This is a genomic window from Acinetobacter sp. WU_MDCI_Abxc222, assembly GCF_025514755.1.
Lineage (GTDB): Bacteria > Pseudomonadota > Gammaproteobacteria > Pseudomonadales > Moraxellaceae > Acinetobacter > Acinetobacter geminorum.
Window position 1 is genome coordinate 21,862 of the sequence record NZ_JAHPVG010000012.1, and the last position, 20,058, is coordinate 41,919.

18 protein-coding genes are annotated in these 20,058 nt (G+C 40.6%); 12 read left to right on the forward strand and 6 right to left on the reverse strand.

All coding sequences use genetic code 11. The features are described from left to right. Window positions 1-68: 68 nt before the first annotated feature. From thiC to gluQRS, 5 genes are all read left to right on the forward strand, one after another. Window positions 69-1,946, forward strand: coding sequence for a phosphomethylpyrimidine synthase ThiC (gene thiC / locus KTJ10_RS15410; RefSeq protein ID WP_002121180.1), 1,878 nt, complete (start codon window positions 69-71; stop codon window positions 1,944-1,946). 75 nt (window positions 1,947-2,021) lie between these two features. Continuing rightward, the gene (locus KTJ10_RS15415; protein ID WP_262442378.1) at window positions 2,022-2,648 is read left to right on the forward strand and encodes an NUDIX domain-containing protein; all 627 of its coding nucleotides are present in this window, start codon (window positions 2,022-2,024) and stop codon (window positions 2,646-2,648) included. A gap of 4 nt (window positions 2,649-2,652) precedes the next feature. After that, the gene (gene cpdA / locus KTJ10_RS15420; RefSeq protein ID WP_086265349.1) at window positions 2,653-3,465 is read left to right on the forward strand and encodes a 3',5'-cyclic-AMP phosphodiesterase; all 813 of its coding nucleotides are present in this window, start codon (window positions 2,653-2,655) and stop codon (window positions 3,463-3,465) included. Window positions 3,466-3,676: 211 nt separating this feature from the next. Beyond that, window positions 3,677-4,213: an RNA polymerase-binding protein DksA gene (gene dksA / locus KTJ10_RS15425; RefSeq protein ID WP_002121205.1), complete on the forward strand. Its 537-nt coding sequence runs from the start codon at window positions 3,677-3,679 to the stop codon at window positions 4,211-4,213. A 1-nt stretch (window position 4,214) separates the two neighbouring features. Beyond that, window positions 4,215-5,111: a tRNA glutamyl-Q(34) synthetase GluQRS gene (gluQRS, locus tag KTJ10_RS15430; protein WP_262442379.1), complete on the forward strand. Its 897-nt coding sequence runs from the start codon at window positions 4,215-4,217 to the stop codon at window positions 5,109-5,111. Window positions 5,112-5,162: 51 nt separating this feature from the next. Here gluQRS and ftsW read toward each other — a convergent pair whose 3' ends face one another. From ftsW to KTJ10_RS15455, 5 genes are all read right to left on the reverse strand, one after another. Then, window positions 5,163-6,359 carry a putative lipid II flippase FtsW gene (gene ftsW / locus KTJ10_RS15435; protein ID WP_005079447.1) on the reverse strand — a complete coding sequence of 399 codons (1,197 nt, stop codon included), beginning with the start codon at window positions 6,357-6,359 and terminating at the stop codon, window positions 5,163-5,165. Between the two features lie 24 nt (window positions 6,360-6,383). Next, a complete protein-coding gene (gene murD / locus KTJ10_RS15440) occupies window positions 6,384-7,730 on the reverse strand; it encodes a UDP-N-acetylmuramoyl-L-alanine--D-glutamate ligase (protein ID WP_014208179.1) in 1,347 nt (448 codons plus the stop codon). A 160-nt stretch (window positions 7,731-7,890) separates the two neighbouring features. Then, entirely contained in the window at window positions 7,891-8,142 is a 252-nt protein-coding gene (locus tag KTJ10_RS15445; protein WP_262442380.1) for a DUF6587 family protein, read from the reverse strand. Window positions 8,143-8,162: 20 nt separating this feature from the next. Continuing rightward, a complete protein-coding gene (feoB, locus tag KTJ10_RS15450; RefSeq protein WP_033851232.1) occupies window positions 8,163-10,016 on the reverse strand; it encodes a ferrous iron transporter B in 1,854 nt (617 codons plus the stop codon). Next, a complete protein-coding gene (locus KTJ10_RS15455; RefSeq protein ID WP_081032098.1) occupies window positions 10,013-10,276 on the reverse strand; it encodes a ferrous iron transport protein A in 264 nt (87 codons plus the stop codon). The genes feoB and KTJ10_RS15455 overlap by 4 nt, the downstream gene beginning before the upstream one ends. 143 nt (window positions 10,277-10,419) lie before the next feature. On the opposite strand from KTJ10_RS15455, the gene xerD reads away from it, so the two are divergent. From xerD to thrC, 4 genes are all read left to right on the forward strand, one after another. Then, on the forward strand, window positions 10,420-11,340 hold the full coding sequence (xerD, locus tag KTJ10_RS15460) for a site-specific tyrosine recombinase XerD (protein WP_262442381.1): 921 nt from the start codon (window positions 10,420-10,422) through the stop codon (window positions 11,338-11,340). Between the two features lie 146 nt (window positions 11,341-11,486). Then, on the forward strand, window positions 11,487-12,302 hold the full coding sequence (locus KTJ10_RS15465) for a DsbC family protein (protein WP_039763866.1): 816 nt from the start codon (window positions 11,487-11,489) through the stop codon (window positions 12,300-12,302). Between the two features lie 243 nt (window positions 12,303-12,545). After that, window positions 12,546-13,847, forward strand: coding sequence for a homoserine dehydrogenase (locus tag KTJ10_RS15470; protein ID WP_002121263.1), 1,302 nt, complete (start codon window positions 12,546-12,548; stop codon window positions 13,845-13,847). A 54-nt stretch (window positions 13,848-13,901) separates the two neighbouring features. Further along, window positions 13,902-15,041, forward strand: a complete 1,140-nt coding sequence (thrC, locus tag KTJ10_RS15475) for a threonine synthase (RefSeq protein WP_002048893.1) — start codon at window positions 13,902-13,904, stop codon at window positions 15,039-15,041. Window positions 15,042-15,146: 105 nt separating this feature from the next. On the opposite strand, the gene pbpG is transcribed toward thrC, so the two are convergent. After that, window positions 15,147-16,193, reverse strand: a complete 1,047-nt coding sequence (pbpG, locus tag KTJ10_RS15480; protein ID WP_005804058.1) for a D-alanyl-D-alanine endopeptidase PBP7/8 — start codon at window positions 16,191-16,193, stop codon at window positions 15,147-15,149. A 212-nt stretch (window positions 16,194-16,405) separates the two neighbouring features. Between pbpG and KTJ10_RS15485 the strand changes: the two genes are divergently transcribed. The 3 genes from KTJ10_RS15485 to KTJ10_RS15495 are packed head-to-tail and all read left to right on the forward strand — an operon-like array spanning window position 16,406 to window position 20,056. Then, a complete protein-coding gene (locus KTJ10_RS15485) occupies window positions 16,406-17,041 on the forward strand; it encodes a response regulator (protein WP_002121174.1) in 636 nt (211 codons plus the stop codon). A 10-nt stretch (window positions 17,042-17,051) separates the two neighbouring features. Beyond that, window positions 17,052-18,620, forward strand: a complete 1,569-nt coding sequence (locus KTJ10_RS15490) for a sensor histidine kinase (RefSeq protein WP_262442382.1) — start codon at window positions 17,052-17,054, stop codon at window positions 18,618-18,620. Between the two features lie 23 nt (window positions 18,621-18,643). Continuing rightward, window positions 18,644-20,056 carry a sigma-54-dependent transcriptional regulator gene (locus tag KTJ10_RS15495; protein ID WP_057085007.1) on the forward strand — a complete coding sequence of 471 codons (1,413 nt, stop codon included), beginning with the start codon at window positions 18,644-18,646 and terminating at the stop codon, window positions 20,054-20,056. Window positions 20,057-20,058: the final 2 nt, after the last annotated feature.

Genomic DNA, 20,058 nt, shown 5'->3' on the forward strand with positions numbered 1-20,058 from the left:
ATAAAGATAAATCCGCCATCGTTTTTGGTCGTGCTTGATTCGTTGATGTTATTCATAAGGATCATGTGATGAACCAGTTAACGAATCTCTCTTCTGCTGAAATTTCAGCACAACATGAACAAGATGCAAAAGATTTAACCCGCATCTTACCCGCTTCTAAAAAAGTTTATATTGAGGGTTCTCGCCCTGACATTCAGGTTCCAATGCGAGAAATTTCTTTAACCGACACCCCTACTGGTCTTGGCGGTGAACATAACCCTCCTGTTATGGTATATGACACTTCAGGTGTTTATACCGACCCAAATGTTCAAATTGATTTAGACAAAGGTTTACCTTCAGTTCGCCAAAACTGGATTGAAGAGCGTAACGATACTGACGTACTTTCTGGTTTAACTTCAAAGTTTGGTCAAGAACGTTTAAAAGACATTCGTACCGCTGATATTCGTTTTGCGCACATTCAAAATCCACGCCGTGCCAAAGCAGGCAAAAATGTCACTCAAATGCACTATGCCAAGCAAGGTATTATCACACCTGAAATGGAATATATTGCAATTCGTGAAAATCAACGCCAGCGTGAAGGTGTTGATATGCGTCAACATGCTGGACAAAATTTCGGTGCAAAAAACTTAAAAGAAATTACACCTGAATTTGTTCGCCAAGAAGTTGCTGAAGGTCGTGCGATCATTCCTGCAAACATTAATCACCCAGAACTTGAACCAATGATTATTGGTCGTAACTTCTTGGTTAAAATTAATGCCAATATTGGTAACTCAGCACTTGGCTCTTCAATTGACGAAGAAGTTGCAAAAATGACTTGGGCAACCCGTTGGGGTGCCGACACCATTATGGACTTGTCGACAGGTAAAAATATCCATGAAACACGTGAATGGATTATTCGTAACTCACCTGTTCCAATCGGTACTGTACCTATTTATCAAGCGCTTGAAAAAGTTGATGGTGTTGCAGAAGATCTGACTTGGGAAATCTTCAAAGACACACTAATTGAACAAGCCGAGCAAGGTGTTGACTACTTCACAATTCACGCAGGTGTATTACTTCGCTATGTACCACTTACAGCAAACCGTTTAACAGGTATTGTATCTCGTGGTGGTTCAATCATGGCGCAGTGGTGTCTAGCACATCATGAAGAAAACTTCTTATACACACATTTCGATGAAATCTGTGAAATCATGAAGGCTTATGACGTTTCATTTAGCTTAGGTGATGGCTTACGTCCGGGCTGTATTCAAGATGCAAATGACGAAGCACAGTTCAGCGAACTTAAAACCCTAGGTGAGCTGACTCACCGTGCATGGGAACACGATGTTCAAGTTATGATTGAAGGCCCTGGTCACGTACCAATGCACATGATTAAAGAAAATATGGACCTTCAGCTAGAAGTGTGTAAAGAAGCGCCATTCTATACGCTTGGACCATTAACAACAGATATCGCTCCGGGGTATGACCACATTACCTCTGCAATTGGTGCAGCCATGATTGGTTGGTACGGCACAGCGATGCTTTGCTATGTCACACCGAAAGAGCATTTGGGTCTACCAAACAAAAAAGATGTTAAAGACGGAATTATTACCTACAAGCTTGCAGCACATGCTGCCGATCTTGCGAAAGGGCATCCGGGTGCTCAAGTTCGCGATAATGCCTTATCAAAAGCTCGTTTTGAATTCCGTTGGGATGATCAGTTCAACCTAAGTCTAGACCCTGATACAGCACGTAGTATGCACGATGAAACCTTACCAAAAGAGGCTCATAAATCTGCACACTTCTGCTCAATGTGTGGTCCAAAATTCTGTTCAATGAAAATCACTCAGAATGTACGCGACTATGCCAACAACCTCACCAATAACGATTCAGAGGTTGAAGAAGGCCTCAAAGCGATGAAAGAGGTTTATCAGGAGCAAGGTCAAAAACTGTATCATAAAGTGTAAATATTCAAAAAAAACACTTGCCTAGCCCTGATTCTCGGTTAGGATGAAATAAATAGATTTCGTCCTGACCGAATCATGAGTATTGTTGAACGTCCAAGTTATACATCTAAAGATGTCGAAGTAACATCACGTGAATCTCTATTCCGTGGTTTTATTCAAGTTGAAAAAGTCAGCCTTCGACATCGTCTATTTAATCAATCTGAATATACTCATGTATTGCAGCGTGAACTCGTTCATCGGCCTGAAGCAGCTGGCGTACTACTCTACAACGATCAAAAACAACAGTTTGCTCTGATTGAACAGTTCCGTGTTGGGGCTTTAGATGATGCTCAATCACCGTGGCAGTTAGAAATAATTGCAGGCGTGCTAGATGGTGATGAATCACCAGAAAGTTGTATTCGACGAGAGAGCCTTGAAGAATCAGGTTGCGAAGTTCAAGATTTAGAGCATCTATTTAGCTTTTACCCGTCAGCTGGTGCTTGCTCAGAGTTATTTCATCTCTATGTTGCCGAAACTGAATTACCCGCTGAAGGGGGTGTTTTTGGCGTAGATGATGAGGGGGAAAATATTCAACTGCACTTATTTAATTATAGTGAAATCCAGACTCTACTCGACAGCGGACGTTTAAGAAATGCTCCTGTCATTATAGCATTACAATGGCTGACCCAACACAGCAAAACGATAATAAACCCGAAGAGGTAGGACGGTGACTTTTCAAGTCTCAACACTTTCACAAAAAGACCATGTCATTATACAAATTACCGATACCCACCTATTGGAGTATCCGCATTTAGAATTTGTGGGTATGAATCCTGAAGAAAGCTTTCATGCAATTATTCAACAGATACTTAATAAACATCCTGAAACTGATGCAATTATCCATACCGGGGACCTAGCTCAGGCACCAACGCCTATTACCTACAAACGTTATATTCAATATATGCAAACGCTTGGTCTGCCCTTTTTTCAGACCTTAGGTAATCATGACAATGTTGACCATTTTCCATTGCATAAAGAGAATCATCAGGAACCTGTGGTCATTTGCTTAGGGAACTGGCGGATTATTCTATTAAATAGTGCGGTAAAAGGTCATATTGATGGACATCTATCAGCAGAACAGCTAGAGAACTTAACGGCTTTACTTGAAGAGTATGCAGATAACCCGATTTTGCTAGCTTGTCATCACCACCCTTTTGCCATGAAGTCAAAATGGATTGATCATCACAAGTTACAAAATTCTAATGCTTTGCTTACAGCATTAACGCCGTTTAAAAATGTAAAAGCTTTGGTCTGCGGGCATGTTCATCAAGACTCAATCAACATTTGGCAAGGGGTCGAATTTTTCTCTACACCTTCGACAAGTGTTCAGTTTAAACCCTTTAGTAATGATTTTGCACTCGATCAAAATGCTCCCGGCTACCGTTACATTCGTCTAAAAAACGATGGTAGTTTTGAAACAGAAGTCTTCCGTCTTGAAAATTTTCAAGGCCATATAAATACTGATATTTCAGGCTATTAGCCCTATTTCTTATATGCTTATATATAATTATGACTGGGGTAAACACGTTTTGAAAATATTTACGGGTCGGAATGACTATCATCTTGCAGGAAAAATCTATATGATGACGACCCGATGGGAAAATCCCATCGATGGTTTTCTATAAAAACACTTGCATATCACCATATTTTTTGCGTATAGATAATACGTGTATGATGAGGAATGCCCTATTATGGCGAATGACAACCACAACCAAGTTTTGGATGAACATACAGAAGTTGTAGTGGAAGGTGACAAAGCTTCTGCAAAACGTGCACGTAAAGTGAAACCTAAAACTTCTGACATAGGCACAACTGCAAGTTTATTTGGTATTGCACCTTATCAACCTAAGAAAAATGAAGAGTACATGTCTGAAGGACAGCTCGAGCATTTCCGACAAATTCTGCAAGCATGGAAAGCTGAATTAATGTCTGAAGTTGATCGTACTTTAAATACGATGCAAGACGAATCAACTGCACTGCCAGATGTAAACGACCGTGCGACCCAAGAAGAAGAATTTGCAATTGAATTACGTACACGTGACCGTGAACGTAAGTTAATTCGTAAAATCGAACAATCTATGGAAGCTATTAAGAATGAAGACTACGGTTTCTGTGAAACGTGTGGTATTGAAATCGGCTTACGTCGTTTAGAAGCGCGTCCAACTGCAACGTTATGTATTGACTGCAAAACTTTGGCAGAAATTAAAGAGAAGCAAAATAACGGTTAATATGACCGCTGTAGCTACTCAAGAAAAGCCTAGCTTTTCATACTCAGGTCGGTTTGCGCCATCGCCAACCGGCCCTTTGCATTTTGGATCACTCATTACTGCTGTTGCCAGCTATTGCGATGCAAAAGCCCATCAAGGCAAATGGCTCGTTCGTGTCGAAGATACAGATATTCCTCGTATTTATCCCGGCAGCGAAGAGCATATTCTCACATCACTTGAAGCCTTCCAGTTCGAACCCGATACAGACATCATCTTTCAAAAAAATCGTTTAGACATTTATGAAAGCGTATTAGACCAACTCAAAAAAGAAGGTCTTATCTATGCATGTCAATGTACCCGCAAAATGCTTGGTTCAAATGCAATCTATGCAGGTACTTGCCGCGATCTCAATCTTGATTTTCAAGGTCAAGCGATTCGGGTAAAAGTTCAAGATCAGCAGATCTATTTTGATGATCGATTGCAAGGACGTCATTGCTCTAATCTACAACACGATCTTGGAGATTTTGTTCTTAAGCGCCGTGATGGAATTATTAACTATCAACTTGCGGTCGTTGTGGATGATTATCTACAAGGTATTACCCATGTCGTTCGAGGCGCGGACTTATTAGATAACACCGAACGTCAGATTTGGTTAGGTCAGCTTCTAGGTTATCCTCAACTAAGCTATATGCACCTTCCCCTTGCAATGAATGACCAAGGGCAAAAGCTCTCTAAACAAAATCTAGCCCAAGCACTCGATTTATCAAAAGCGCCTGAATTACTTCAAAAAGCAATACTGGCCTTGGGACAACCCAACGTTGATTTAGATCAGCCTAGAGCGATGCTAAGGCAGGCTGTAGCGCAGTGGAATGTTGATTTGATTCCCCATGGGCAAGAGCTCAGCGGCACATATCTATAAATAATAAAAAAGCCCGATTTGATATCGGGCTTTTTTATTATGTCTAATAATTTAGAAGTTTGACTCTTCTCGTTCTGGGTTGACTTCTTGTGTTGATGCATCAATCTTTAAGATTAAGCTAATCATCGCCGCACACATCATTAAAGACGTACCACCATAACTAATGAATGGCAAAGTCAAACCTTTCGTCGGCATTAAACCCATATTCATGCCCGCATTTACCAAAATCTGGAGCAAGAAAATAATACTAATACCGTAAGCTAAATAGCCTGCACGAAGGTAATGATGTTTCAAAGCACGGTGACCAATTTTGATACAACATGCCAGCATCAAGAAAGACAAGCCAATAACAATAGAAATACCCACGAAACCAAATTCTTCACCTAGCACTGCCAACATAAAGTCAGTATGCGCTTCAGGTAAATAAGATAGTTTTTGTACACTGTGGCCTAAACCTGTACCAAACCATTCACCACGACCAAAAGCCATTAGTGCATTTGATAACTGATAACCTACACCTAATGGATCTGCCCATGGGTCAGTAAACGAGATCAAACGCTGGAAACGGTATGGTTCAAATAAGATCAAAAACACGATACCCGTGACAATCGCGCCAAGCATGATTAAGAACTGAGTTGGCGGCGCGCCCGCTAAAAAGAACACACCAACCATCATCATGACAATAACGACCGTTGCCCCTAAGTCAGGTTCAGCAATAATTAAACCGACCGTGATTGCCATTACCCCACTTAAACGCAATAAGCCTTTCCAATGAGTACGAACCTCTTTGGCTCGGCGCACAACGTAGTCTGCAGTAAAGATTGCCATCATGACTTTGGCAACCTCGGTTGGCTGCAAGGTAAAACCACCGATCTTAATCCAACGTGTAGAACCGTTGACTTCCGAACCCACCACCAAAGCAGCAAGCAACAGAACCATAGTTAATAACCACAGCGGGAAGGTATTTTTAAACCACGTATTTAGTGATATTCGATAGGTCAAATAAGCCACCACACCCGCAGCGACAATCGAAATACCATGACGAATCACATAGTGAAACGGGTTTTCATGCATATATTCAGCATAGGGCATCGAAGCAGATGCAACCATCACGGAACCGATACACAATAATGCAACGACACAGAAAATCAGGACATTACGTGGCGTCACTTCCGCTGGCCATTTAGGCAATATCCGTTCATACCAATGATTGATTTTCTGGATTGTGGTCTGAGCTAAGCCTGCCATACTACATTCCTAATCATGTTTTCTTTAAACCAACGAATTGACGCAGGCAACAAACTGCTGACCACGGTCATTATAACTTTTAAACATATCAAAACTTGCACATGCTGGTGATAACAACACCACATCTTCGGCCTGAGTTTCACGTTGAGACAGCTCTACAGCTTCTTTAAGCGTTGCTGCATGTAAAATTTTGGTTGCACCTTGAATTGCTTGTTCAATAACCGGAGCATCCTCACCAATCAATACCACAACTTTGGCATATTTTTCGATAGAAGAACGTAATGGACCAAAATCCTGACCTTTACCTTGGCCACCTAAAATCAAGGCAACCTTACCTTTTTTCACTTCAATGGCAGCGCCTAAACCATCAATCGCTGCAAGCGTAGCGCCAACGTTAGTGCCTTTAGAGTCATTGTAATAACGTACATCATGCACAGTCTTTACATATTCACAGCGATGCTCTAAGCCTTTAAATTGTTTTAAGGTTTCAAGCATAGATTCCATAGGCAGGCCTATTGCCTCACCTAATGCGAGACAAGCTAAAGCATTTGCTACATTATGCATGCCTTGAATATATAAATCTGAGCTTTTAATTAAACGCTGTAAACCACGCGCAAGCCAAAGCGTGCCATCACCATCTCTTAAAACACCATATTGATTTAAATCTGGTGCATTTAAACCAAAGCTTTGCATTGGTGTGGTATCTGGAACGAGAGGACGACTTAAAGCATCATCACGGTTAAATACTACTTTTTTAACGCCTTGGAAAATACGGTGTTTTGCTTGATGGTAACCCAACATATTGCCGTGACGATCTAAGTGGTCTTCACTCATATTGAGAACCACAGCAACTTCAGCATTTAAGTGAGACGTGGTTTCTAGCTGAAAACTTGATAGCTCAAGTACAATTAACTCAGGTTGATCTTTTAATAAATCTAGAGCTGGGCGTCCAAGATTGCCACCTACAGCAACTTTCTTACCCGCATCTTTAGCCATTAAGCCAATTAAAGTCGTTACTGTACTTTTCGCATTAGAGCCAGTAATAGCCACAATAGGCACATCGGTTGCACGGCGTAATAATTGAATATCCCCTACCACAGAAATACCCTTAGCAATAGCTGCCTGAATTTCCGGTAATTGTGGTGCAAGGCCTGGACTTAAAATAATTTCTTCTGCTTGTAATAATAATTCTTGGTCAAGTTGACCGAAACTAGTTTTAACGCCAGCTGGAATCTGATCATGCCCTGGTGGCGTGGGGCGAGAGTCTGTTACTGCAACTTGGTAGCCTTGTTCATGCAAGAAATTTACAGCAGAAACGCCTGATATTCCCAAGCCTGCTACAACTTTTAATCCACCACGTTGTATTAACATTTTTGCCCCACAATTTATCAATCGACAGAATGGCAAAAATGTTAGCACTTTGCTGTTTTGAATGCTTTTTCAGTTTGAACTTTATTCATCTTTTTTTGTGTCAGTGCGTAAAAAAGCCATCAATATGATGGCTTTTTAAACGAAACAAGAAATACTGAATCTACTGCCATTTAATCGGCTTAATTTCTTGAACTGTATTCGTAGGTTTATCTTCGCTTGAACAACCACAACCGCCAGCACAACCAAAGACCATTTTGGGTTTAAGCCATTTTGCTAAAGTTACCCAACCCTGCTTTTCGCAAAATGCAGAGAGTGAAGAAAAGACTGAATTTGCTGTTTTTGGAAATACTTTCTTAAAAACAACTACAGCACTCCAAATCACTAAAACCGCAATAATCAGATATTGAACCATATACAACCTCCTTTATTGCCTTAGCCCCAATAGTGGGAAGCAATTTGATAGGTAACAAACGATGCAAAATAAGCTAAACCAAACAGATATGCAGTCATAGCTGCAACATGTTTCCATGAACCTGTTTCACGGCGTACCGTTGCCAATGTTGCCAAACAATGTGGAGCATAAATGAACCACACTAAAAGCGATAAACCTGTTGCCAAAGACCAACCTGTTCCATCTGCACTAATCAGATGTGATAACCCTTGTGCCACAGCATCATCATCTGTTGCAGACAAGGCATAAACTGTACCTAATGCCGCAACTACCACTTCACGAGCTGCCATAGCTGGAATTAAAGCAATACAGATTTGCCAGTTAAAACCAATTGGAGCAAATAAAGGTTGTATAAGATGCCCGAGCATACCTGCAAAACTATAATCTATGGCAGGTAATGTCGCCCCTTCTGGTGGCTGCGGAAAAGTACACAAGAACCAAAGCAAAATAGAGAGCGCAAAAATGATTCCACCGACACGTTTCAAGAAGATCTTTGCACGATCCAATAAACCGATTCCCACACTTTTTAAATCAGGGAAACGATAACTTGGTAGCTCTAGCAGTAAAGCATGTTGCGACTTATCTTTTTGCAAAAACTTCATTAAAAATGAAACACAAAGCGCACTCACAATACCAGCCATATACAGACCGAAAAGCACTAAACCTTGCAGGTTAAAAATACCCCAGACCATTTTCTCTGGAATGAAGGCAGCAATCAGCAAGGCATAGACCGGTAAACGTGCCGAACAGGTCATTAAAGGCGCAACCATTATGGTCGTAAAACGATCACGAGGGTCACTAATACTACGCGTTGCCATAATTCCTGGCACTGCACAAGCAAAGCTCGAAAGTAAAGGAATGAAAGCACGACCACTTAAGCCAGCTTGGAACATTAATTTATCAAGTAAGAATGCTGCACGCGGTAAATAGCCCGATTCTTCTAATACCAAAATGAAGAAGAACAAGATCAAAATTTGTGGCAAGAACACAACTACGCCACCTGCACCCGCAATAATTCCGTCGACAACCAGACTATGCAGTAGTGGCTGCGTAATCACACTTCCTATTACTTCACCCAGCCAGCCGAAGAAGCCCTCAATACCGTCCATAAAAGGAGCTGCCCATGCAAAAACTGCTTGGAACACAATAAACATCATGATGGCAAGGCTAAGTAAGCCTAAAACTGGATGTAAGAAAATCCGATCTAGAAAATCAGTCCGCTTATCACCCTGATCAACATAATGAACAACATCTTTAAAAATCATATCGATTTTCTGATGATGAGTCCCAGTTAAACCACTCAGTTCGGTTTGTGGCACACTGTATTTTTCTTGATCAAGAGCGTGTAATAAATTTTCAATACCCGCATTACGGACAGCAACTGTTTCAACAACGGGTACGCCCAAACGCTGGGACAGCTTTTGAGTATTAATTTGGATACCACGACGACGCGCTTCATCCATCATATTCAGTACAAGTAAAATCGGACGACCTAGCTCGATCATTTCGAGCACTAGCCCTAGATGCAATTTTAAGTTAGTTGCATCAACCACACATAAAAAGGCATCTTGCTGCCCCTCTTCTGCAATTTTACCCAAGCAAACATCACGGGTAATCACTTCATCAGGACTGGTTGCATTAAGACTATATGTCCCCGGTAAATCGAGTACACGCACAGCTCGACCTGAAGGCAACTGAAAATGACCAACCTTACGCTCGACCGTTACGCCTGCATAGTTTGCAACTTTTTGTCGAGTTCCAGTTAAATGGTTAAAAAGAGAGGTTTTACCACAGTTAGGGTTTCCCACAAGGGCAATACGTAACGCATCACTCATGCGGGTACTCCTTCTTCTACTTGAATTTCAATTTTTTCCGCTTCTGCTTTACGTAAAGCGAAACGAGTAAAGCCTATTTGGATCAAGATCGGATCACCACCAAAAACACCTTTGGTAATCACTTCCACTCGTGTGCCCGGTACAAAGCCCAGACTTTCCAAACGAATTGCGACCAAATCTTGCTGCTCGGACTCTAGTTCTATCCGATTCACTTTGGTGATGGTCGCCGCTTGCTTCACTTTTAAAGCTGATAAACGCACCGCATCCGATCCTAAACCTTTTTTAATAGTATACATATAAATGAGAATAATTACCAAATAAGGTTAAATTTCACTTCTTATTCAGTTTAATCGACAAACCTTAAAGTTTCTTTTAAAGTACAGAGGTTTAGAGGATGTAGTGTATGTTGAATAAAAAACCGCGTATTCCAAGCCCTGTTCAAATTCCTGAACATTTGAGCTTTTTACAAGGTTTTCGTGACTATCTCGTTGCTCAGACGGTAAGTCCACATACACGTAATGCTTATTTATCCGACCTTATTCAATGCAGCGAACTTCATAAAAAATCACTTCTTCCAGAGTGGACAAGTGATGATATCGCTGATGTTTTGATTGAGTTGACTAAAGTTGGAAAAAGCCCGCGCTCGATTGCCCGCTGCTTATCTGCCCTACGCCAGTTTTACAAATTTTTACGTGAACAGAAATTACGAAGCGATAATCCTGTAGCAACCCATCATTCTCCAAAAATTGGCAGAGCCTTACCCAAAGATTTATCAGAGGAAGATGTCGAAGCACTGATTCAGGCTCCCGACATTAATACAGCACTTGGTTTACGTGATCGGGCCATGTTTGAAGTCCTTTACGCATGTGGTTTACGTGTTTCAGAACTGCTGAACTTACGCCTAGAACTTATTAACTTAAAACAAGGCTATTTAAGAATTACTGGTAAAGGTAATAAAGAGCGTTTGGTCCCGCTAGGCCAATTTGCTTGTGAATGGGTAGAACGCTACTTACAGAATGCTCGACCTCAACTTTATAAAAGTTCAACCGACTACCTCTTTTTAACTCAGCATGGCGGGATTATGAGCCGTCAGAACTTCTGGTATGCCATTAAGCGTTACGCACTTCAAGCCAATATTCAAGCTGAACTCTCACCTCACACCTTACGTCACGCCTTTGCAACACACCTGCTTAATCACGGCGCCGATTTACGCGTAGTACAAATGTTACTGGGCCATAGTGACCTATCAACTACTCAAATTTATACACATGTAGCACAAGTAAGAATGCAACAATTGCATGAAAAACATCATCCTAGAGGTTAAAAAATTTAAAACTTATTATTTGAAATACACCCAACAATCAATTGATCTCGTTCATAAAGGTTAAGAAAGTTTTAACAATACAAACTAGATTTTTTGTTATGCTTAGCAGCTTCTGACTATAAATACTGATGAAATAAGGGTTATCTATGTCTTTTACCCGATCTCAACTTTTTCTTGCCTGTGCGTTGGCTTCTAGCCTGTTATTCAGTGCTTGTTCTAAAGAAAACAAACCACAAAAAGAAGATGCGCTCACTGCGACCGCACCTGCTACTGGGGAAGCTTCAACAATCATTGAACGCAATGCTAAACAACGTTTAATTGAAACTTTGCAAAAACAATTTAAGAATGCAAACATCAACGCCAAAATTTTAGATATCAAGCCTACTGAAGTGCCTAACTTATATTGGGTAAATCTCGAAGGGATGACGTCGATTTATACAACCAGCGATGGTAAATACCTGATTCAAGGTGATGTCATTCGTTTAGGTGGTAAAGAACTGCATAATATTGGCGATAATCTTCAAGCTTCAGAAAACAAGAAGCATCTTGCTGCTTTAAAAAATGAAGATTTGATTGTCTACCCAGCTAAAGGTGGTAAGGCTAAACATGTGATTTATGTGTTTACCGATGCAAGCTGTCCTTATTGCCATAAATTACATGAGCATTTACCTGAAATTAATGAAAAAGGTATTGAGGTACGTTATATCGCTTGGCCACGCGGTGAACAGTTTATGCCGACTATGGAGGCTGTATGGTGTAGTGCAGACCGTAAAGCTGCATTTAATCAAGCAGTACAAGGTATTAATATCCCATCTGCTCAATGCAAAAGCCCTGTTCGTGAACAATATCAACTTGGCTTAAACATGGGTGTAAATGGAACACCCGCTATTTACAATGTTGATGGCGAATACTTAGGTGGATACCTAACACCGGATGAATTAATTAAACGTCTGGATAAATAACATCCTTTAAACTGGTGAATGATTAATCATCTATCTCTTTTAAAAAGCGCTGCTCTGATTGCAGCGCTTTGTTTTTTCAATAATTAATATTTAAACAACCTCTGTTTAAAGACTGATCTACTCTTCTTTTCCAAACATCGCACTCTAATTCATTGAACAAGCACTAAAAGCGCTAGAGTCTGGCGTTTTTTTTAGCTATGATCTAGCTTCAACTAAATGATTAAATGATGAATGGAGTGTGACGTGAAACCAGTTCGCCTGGCAATACTCGGTCTAGGAACCGTAGGTGGAGGAGCCCTTAAACTACTACAAGAAAATGCCGCTGAAATTAAACGTCGCACCGGTCGAGAAATTCAAATTACCCACGTTGGAACACGCCGCCCTCGTCCAGATCTTGAATTGGAAGGGATTAAACAAAGCGCCGATTTACTTGACATCGTTCGTCAACCAGACGTTGATGTAGTTGTAGAAGTTATGGGTGGGATCCACCCTGCTTACGAAGTTATCATGGAAGCGATCAAACACGGCAAACAAGTCGTGACTGCAAACAAAGCGTTACTCGCTGAACACGGCAATGAATTATTTAAAGCAGCAGAAGACAATGCTGTGCAAATTGCTTATGAAGCAGCAGTTGCTGGCGGTATTCCAATTATTAAAGTGATCCGTGAAGGTCTTGCTGCAAACCATATCGAATGGTTGGCAGGTATTATTAATGGTACAGGTAACTTTATTCTGACTGAAATGCGTGAGAAAGGTCGTGCATTTGATGATGTATTAAAAGAAGCTCAAGAACTCGGTTATGCAGAAGCAGACCCAACTTTTGACGTTGAAGGTATTGATGCTGCGCATAAACTTACCATTTTAGCGTCTTGTGCGTTTGGTATTCCTCTTCAATTTGATAAGGTTTATACCGAAGGTATCAGCAAAATCACTGCACAAGATGTCAAATATGCAGAAGATCTTGGTTTCCGCATTAAACATCTCGGTATTGCACGTCGTGCTGAAAAAGGTATTGAGTTACGTGTTCACCCAACACTCATTCCAGATGAACAGCTGATTGCGAATGTAAATGGCGTTAAAAACGCTGTATTAGTTCAGGCAAATGCCGTAGGTCCAACACTCTATTACGGCGCGGGTGCAGGCGCAGGTCCTACAGCTTCTGCGGTTGTTGCTGATGTTATTGATATTGTCCGTGACATCTCTTATACCGAAGACGGCGCAGGCACAATTCCTCAGTTGGCTTTTGAAGCATTAACCAATGTGCCAATTTTAAGCCGTGAAGAAATGACCACAGGTTATTACATTCGCTTAAATGCAGAAGACCAAACTGGCGTACTTGCAGATGTAACTACCATCTTAAGTCGCGCTGGAATTAGTATTGATGCGATCATGCAACAATCTCGTTTAAAAGACCTTATTCCAATCGTGATTCTGACCGATCCAATCGTTGAATCAAAAATGGATGATGCTCTTGCACAAATTCAAGCATTACCTGCAATTCGTGGCGAAATCGTAAGAATTCGTTTAGAATCGCTCGATAGTTAATCAGGTTGAGGGAAAGATTCCCTCTCCCGCTTCATCTCTAATTGGAACACCATCATGTCTAATGCCAATCGTTATACTGGTCTTGTAGATCGTTATCGTGACCGTTTGCCAGTTTCGGCAACTACTCGTGCTATCTCTTTGGGTGAAGGCAACACCCCACTCATTAAACTTGAGAATATTCCACGTATTATTGGCAAAGATGTTGAAATTTATGTGAAATACGAGGGTTTAAACCCAACTGGTTCATTTAAAGACCGTGGTATGACCATGGCTGTAACCAAAGCGGTTGAAGAAGGCTCTAAAGCGATTATCTGTGCATCTACTGGTAACACTTCTGCTGCTGCTGCTGCCTATGCTGCACGTGCAGGTATCAAAGCATTTGTTTTGATTCCAGAAGGCAAAATTGCGATGGGTAAAATGGCACAAGCGATGATGTATGGTGCGATCACTATGCAAATTCGTGGTAACTTTGATGATGGTATGCGTCTTGTAAAAGAAGTCGCTGATCAAGCGCCTGTAACGATTGTAAACTCAATCAACCCTTACCGTTTGCAAGGTCAAAAGACTATTGCTTATGAAATCGTTGAAGCTTTAGGCCGCGCACCTGATTACCACTGCTTACCTGTAGGTAACGCAGGTAACATCACTGCTCACTGGATGGGTTATACCGAAGCTGTAGCAAACCAACCTGCTGATCAGTTTGAACAAGTGATTTATGATGCTGCTACTGATCAATTCACTGGTCCAAAACCAGAAGGCTTACCAACAATGGTGGGTTACCAAGCTTCTGGCGCAGCTCCATTCTTACGTGGTGCTCCAGTTGAAAGCCCTGAAACTGTTGCAACTGCAATCCGTATTGGTAATCCACAAAGCTGGAACCATGCAAAAGCTGTAGTACGCGACTCTAAAGGCTGGTTTGATGAACTTCAAGATAGCGAAATTTTAGAAGCTCAACGCTTACTTTCTATGTATGAAGGTGTATTTGTTGAGCCAGCGTCTGCTGCTTCTATCGGTGGTGCGATCCGTGATATTAAAGCGGGTAAAATTGCTGAAGGTTCTGTAATTGTATGTACAGTAACTGGTAATGGCTTGAAAGATCCTGACACTGCAATCAAACAATGTGCTGATGCAGTTATGTTGTCAATTGATGCAACAATGGATCAAGTAAAAGATTCGATTTTATCTAATATGTAAGATCTGATTTTTCAAAAACGGCTGTCTTAAACAGCCGTTTTTTTATGTCTTTTTTATAGCCATAAAAAAACGCTTCTTGATAGAAGCGTTTTTAGGATATTGAACTTAAATACGTTTTGGTAAATTACTTAACCAACCCAATAAGTTAGTTGCATCATTATTACGTGCCTGTGTACTTGGTTCACCAAGTAATACAATGACTGCTGGACGTGAGTTTACAGTCGTGTGCATCACAACACAGCGACCTGCTTCATTAATATATCCAGTTTTAGACAAGTTAATATTCCAACCACCATTGCGCACTAAAGCATTGGTATTGTTAGATTTCAACACGCGATAACCCAAATTAAAGTCATAAGTCGGTGTAGTCGAGAATTGACGAATCAAACCATATTGAGATGCGGTACTTACTAAAATACCTAAATCACGTGCCGAAGATACATTACGTGGATCTAGACCTGTTGATTCATAGTAATGAGTCGAATTCATACCCAAAGCACGAGCTTTAGCATTCATTGCAGCTACGAATGCAGGGCGACCACCTGGATAAGTACGTGCTAAGGCAGCCGCTGCAGGGTTCTCAGATTTCATTAAAGCAAACAAAAGAACTTCTGCACGGTTCATCTTGTCGCCAACACGTAAGGTAGAGCTAGAATTTTTCCCACCAGCACCAGCAAAGTCAATTTGCTCAAGTGTAATTTCTTCAGACATGTTTAAACGGGCATCCGCCGTTACAACCGCTGTCATCACTTTTGTAATAGATGCAATTGGTACAGAAGCGTTGGTATTTTTACTGTAGAGCACTTCACCAGTTTGCGCGTCCATCACAAGTGCAGCTCGAGCACTTACACTCGGCTGGGCATTGTAACCAGACGTATCACGGATTGGAGCAACTCTAGGTGTAGAGCTAATAACTTTTGGCGCATTACTGCCACGCAAAGTTGTAGTTACAGATGTTGAACCTTGCGGAGTTGGTTCATCATCTTCATCATTTAAAAGTTGACTAGCATCCGCTGCTGACCAATTTAAGCTTGCAGTACCACTATTCCCTGAGGACGGGTTATTGACGAGTTCTGCAAAGCTTGTTGAACTCAAACTAAGCAAAATAGACATGCTTAGCACATGCATTAAAGACTTTTTAGAATTTTTCACGGCACAATACTCGACTCAGGGTGATACACATTTGCGCTTACTATAATTATGCCTTACATTTGAGGGATAAGGTATAACGCTTTTACCGACACAATTGTGCACAACTATTCGCTCACTATATAAGAATAGGATTGCTAATTTTGTCATTCCATTGCAAGCTAATTTTGCTTTATGTAACAAAAAACTTGTTTTTTGAAAGAAAGGAGGTCTTCTTGATTACAGTTTTAGTTGTGGATGACCATGAACTTGTACGTACAGGTATCTGCCGTATGTTAGAAGATCATGCCGATGTAGAGGTCATTGGACAAGCCGAATCGGGTGAAGAAGCAATTGCTATTGTTCGTCAGAAACATCCTCAAGTTGTGCTACTTGATGTCAACATGCCAGGCATCGGTGGCGTAGAAACAACCCGCCGTTTACTACAAACCGCACCAGATACAAAAGTGATTGCAGTCAGTGGCTTAGCAGAAGAACCTTACCCATCTCTGTTGCTTAAAGCAGGAGCTAAAGGTTACATTACCAAAGGTGCTCCAATTACAGAAATGGTTCGCGCAATTAATAAAGTGATGCAAGGTGGCAAATACTTCAGCGCCGATATTGCCGAGCAATTAGCGAGTTCATATTTATCCGATACACAGCAATCGCCTTTTGACTCTCTATCTGAACGAGAAATGCAAGTTGCAATGATGGTTGTAAATTGTATTAGCGCTCAAGAAATTGCAGACAAACTTTTTGTAAGTGTCAAAACAGTGAATACTTACCGCTACCGTATTTTTGAAAAGCTAGCCATTGATAGTGACGTTAAACTGACTCATCTCGCGATTCGTTACGGTCTGATCAAGCCTTAATCAGACTTACATGCAATTTCCCGTAAACTCATCCTTGTCCCATACGATATTTCGTTTGGGCACGTGGTATGGTTTATATCGCCTTATCATTGCGGTTAGCCTGAATATTATTTTGGTTTTAACCGATGCTCAAATCGACAATAGTCTACAACAACCTGCTTTATATTCTTACACACTACTCGGCTATTCGCTCTTAAGCCTTCTTCAACTTTTATGCTTTAAGTTTATTGCCACTCAGGCAACAAGGCAGCTCATTTTATTTTTTGTAGTTGATATTATCTGTCTGAGTTTACTTACATTTTCTGTAGGTGAACCAAATCTTCAACTCAGCTTGCTATATGTTATTGCCATATTTACTTCGGCCATTTTACTTAGCGCAAGAATGTCGTTGCTCATTACATTACTTGCAGTCATTGCGGTTATTTACCAACGCTTCGTTGGCAGTTTATTTGACTACAATAATTTAAATACGATTGGTAATAGCGCCTTATTGGCCTTCTTATTTTTTGTAGTACACGGAATCGGACAAATTGCGGTCCAGCGTTTTAAACTACTTGAAGCACTAACTTTCCACCAATCAATAGAACTCTATCAACTACAAAATATTAACCGCTATATCTTGGAACAAATTGAAGAGGGCTATTTAGTCCTAGATGAAAACTACGACATTGTTTTAAGTAATCCAGCCGCCTGCTCTCTTTTAGGAATTCCACCTCAATTTGCCAGTGAAAAATATCCCTTAGCAAAATGGCATGCTGACTTATTTGAAATTCTTAAATTTGATAACCTAAAAGAAGGTGATCGATTTATTTTTGAATCTCGACTGTCGGCTTATTCTATTAATATTAAAGTGCAACACCTTTTGGTGCCACAGCAAGCATTGACGCTACTCATTTTACAAGATGCACAGCAGATTAATCAGCAAGCTCAACAACTCAAACTTGCCGCTTTAGGCCAACTCTCAGCAAGTATTGCACATGAGATCCGTAATCCTCTTGCAGCTATTGTTCAAGCAAATGAATTACTCAAAGATAGTGACGCGGAACAGCAAAACACTTTGCGCAATATGATTAGCAAGCAAACGAAACGCATTGATAGTATTGTTCAAGACACGTTAGGACTTGCCCGCAGTGAAAGAACGTATCCAATCCAGATTGAATTAAACGGCTTCATAAAAACGTTATTAGATGAGGATTTATCTGATGTTAAATATGCGATCCAGCTTAAAAGTTCTGATTTATCCTTAAAGCTATTGTTTGATGAAAAGCAGCTCAGACAAGTCCTCATTAACCTTGTTAGAAATGCTCTACGCCACAATGCACCCGATTCACCCTATGTTCTGATCAATATCCATTCACAAACAAATAAAATTTATATTGATGTGATCGATTACGGCGAAGGTGTTTCAAAACGTGATATATCTCAATTATTTAAACCATTTTTTAGTACCGAAATTAATGGAACTGGTTTAGGATTATATTTGTCTCATAGTTTTTGTGAGGCAAACCATGCAAAGCTCACTTATGTAGAGCAAAAACAAGGGGCATGCTTCAGAATAGAATGCTCAATAATATATTGATTTTTTATTAGGTTTTTGGGGAAATGGCAGAACAGCAACCACTCGTTTTGCTTGTAGACGATGAAGAAGATTTGTGCCTTTTAATGCAAATGACTCTTGCACGAATGGGGATTAAGACACATCTTGCTTATCGGGTTGAACAGGCCAAACAACTCTTTACTCAATTTCATTACGATGCGTGCTTGACCGATTTAAACTTACCCGACGGTAGTGGTTTAGAATTGGTTAAACATGTTTCTCAAACTTACCCACACACACCCATTGCAGTCTTAACTGCATACGGCAATATGGATATTGCAATTGCAGCATTAAAAGCTGGAGCTTTTGATTTTGTCAGCAAACCGATTAACCAAATTCATTTAGATCAGCTGTTAAAAAAAGCGCTTAACCAGCCAAAACCAGAGCATGAATTTGGTGAAACAACTCTAGAGAATGACTTATTAATTGGGCGTTCGCCACCTATACAAAACTTACGGACAGCTATTAAAAAAATAGCCCGCTCCCAAGCACCTGTGTTTGTTACAGGTGAGTCTGGTACCGGTAAAGAAGTTGTTGCTAATCTTATGCACCGCTTAAGTAACCGCAGTGAAGGACCATTTATTGCAATTAACTGCGGAGCAATCCCAACTGAGCTCATGGAAAGTGAACTTTTCGGACATAAAAAAGGGAGCTTTACTGGAGCAACCCAAGACAAACAAGGCCTGATTTTATCAGCTCATGGCGGCAGTTTATTTTTAGATGAAATTGCCGAATTGCCTTTAAGTATGCAGGTTAAATTGCTTCGGGCAGTACAAGAGAAAAAGATTCGTCCTGTAGGTTCAGATCAGGAAATTGATGTAGATTTTCGGGTGATTAGCGCCAGCCACCAAGATTTAGATTTGTTAGTCCAACAAGGTAAATTCCGTCAGGACTTATTCTTCCGTATCCATGTTATGGATATCATGTTGCCACCACTGCGTGAACGTGGTGGAGATATTTTGCTCTTAGCCAATCATTTTATTCAAAAGGTTTGTACGGAATGGGGAATTTCAAGCAAACAATTAACGGCGAGCGCTGAAACTTACTTATTACAGCAAGATTTTCCGGGTAATGTTCGTGAATTAAGAAATATGATTGAACGAGCTATTACTTTAAGTGATGATGAATGTATTGATTTGAAACACTTGGCACCTCCTGTTAGATGCAATAGTGTTAGTCCGCAAATCGCAACTAAACAGGTAAATCAAACGCTAACTGCTCAAACTCATCCAAAATTTCCAATAGAAGGTTTAGAACGCTACTTAGAAAATATCGAAAAAGACATTTTACTAAATGCACTAAACATGACGCATTGGAATCGAACTTTGGCAGCTAAAAAGCTAGGAATGACATTTCGTTCTTTGCGCTATCGACTTAAAAAATTTGGTTTAGATACCGAAATGGGAGAGGAAGTATAAAA

Bases quoted from the DNA above. Each gene is read 5' to 3' on its own strand.
- dksA (WP_002121205.1), top strand. From the start codon at position 3,677: ATGGCGAATGACAACCACAACCAAGTTTTGGATGAACATACAGAAGTT.
- KTJ10_RS15495 (WP_057085007.1), top strand. From the start codon at position 18,644: ATGGCAGAACAGCAACCACTCGTTTTGCTTGTAGACGATGAAGAAGAT.
- KTJ10_RS15490 (WP_262442382.1), top strand. From the start codon at position 17,052: ATGCAATTTCCCGTAAACTCATCCTTGTCCCATACGATATTTCGTTTG.
- xerD (WP_262442381.1), top strand. From the start codon at position 10,420: ATGTTGAATAAAAAACCGCGTATTCCAAGCCCTGTTCAAATTCCTGAA.
- murD (WP_014208179.1), bottom strand. From the start codon at position 7,730: ATGTTAATACAACGTGGTGGATTAAAAGTTGTAGCAGGCTTGGGAATA.
- KTJ10_RS15415 (WP_262442378.1), top strand. From the start codon at position 2,022: ATGAGTATTGTTGAACGTCCAAGTTATACATCTAAAGATGTCGAAGTA.
- KTJ10_RS15445 (WP_262442380.1), bottom strand. From the start codon at position 8,142: ATGGTTCAATATCTGATTATTGCGGTTTTAGTGATTTGGAGTGCTGTA.
- KTJ10_RS15465 (WP_039763866.1), top strand. From the start codon at position 11,487: ATGTCTTTTACCCGATCTCAACTTTTTCTTGCCTGTGCGTTGGCTTCT.
- feoB (WP_033851232.1), bottom strand. From the start codon at position 10,016: ATGAGTGATGCGTTACGTATTGCCCTTGTGGGAAACCCTAACTGTGGT.
- ftsW (WP_005079447.1), bottom strand. From the start codon at position 6,359: ATGGCAGGCTTAGCTCAGACCACAATCCAGAAAATCAATCATTGGTAT.
- gluQRS (WP_262442379.1), top strand. From the start codon at position 4,215: ATGACCGCTGTAGCTACTCAAGAAAAGCCTAGCTTTTCATACTCAGGT.
- thiC (WP_002121180.1), top strand. From the start codon at position 69: ATGAACCAGTTAACGAATCTCTCTTCTGCTGAAATTTCAGCACAACAT.
- thrC (WP_002048893.1), top strand. From the start codon at position 13,902: ATGTCTAATGCCAATCGTTATACTGGTCTTGTAGATCGTTATCGTGAC.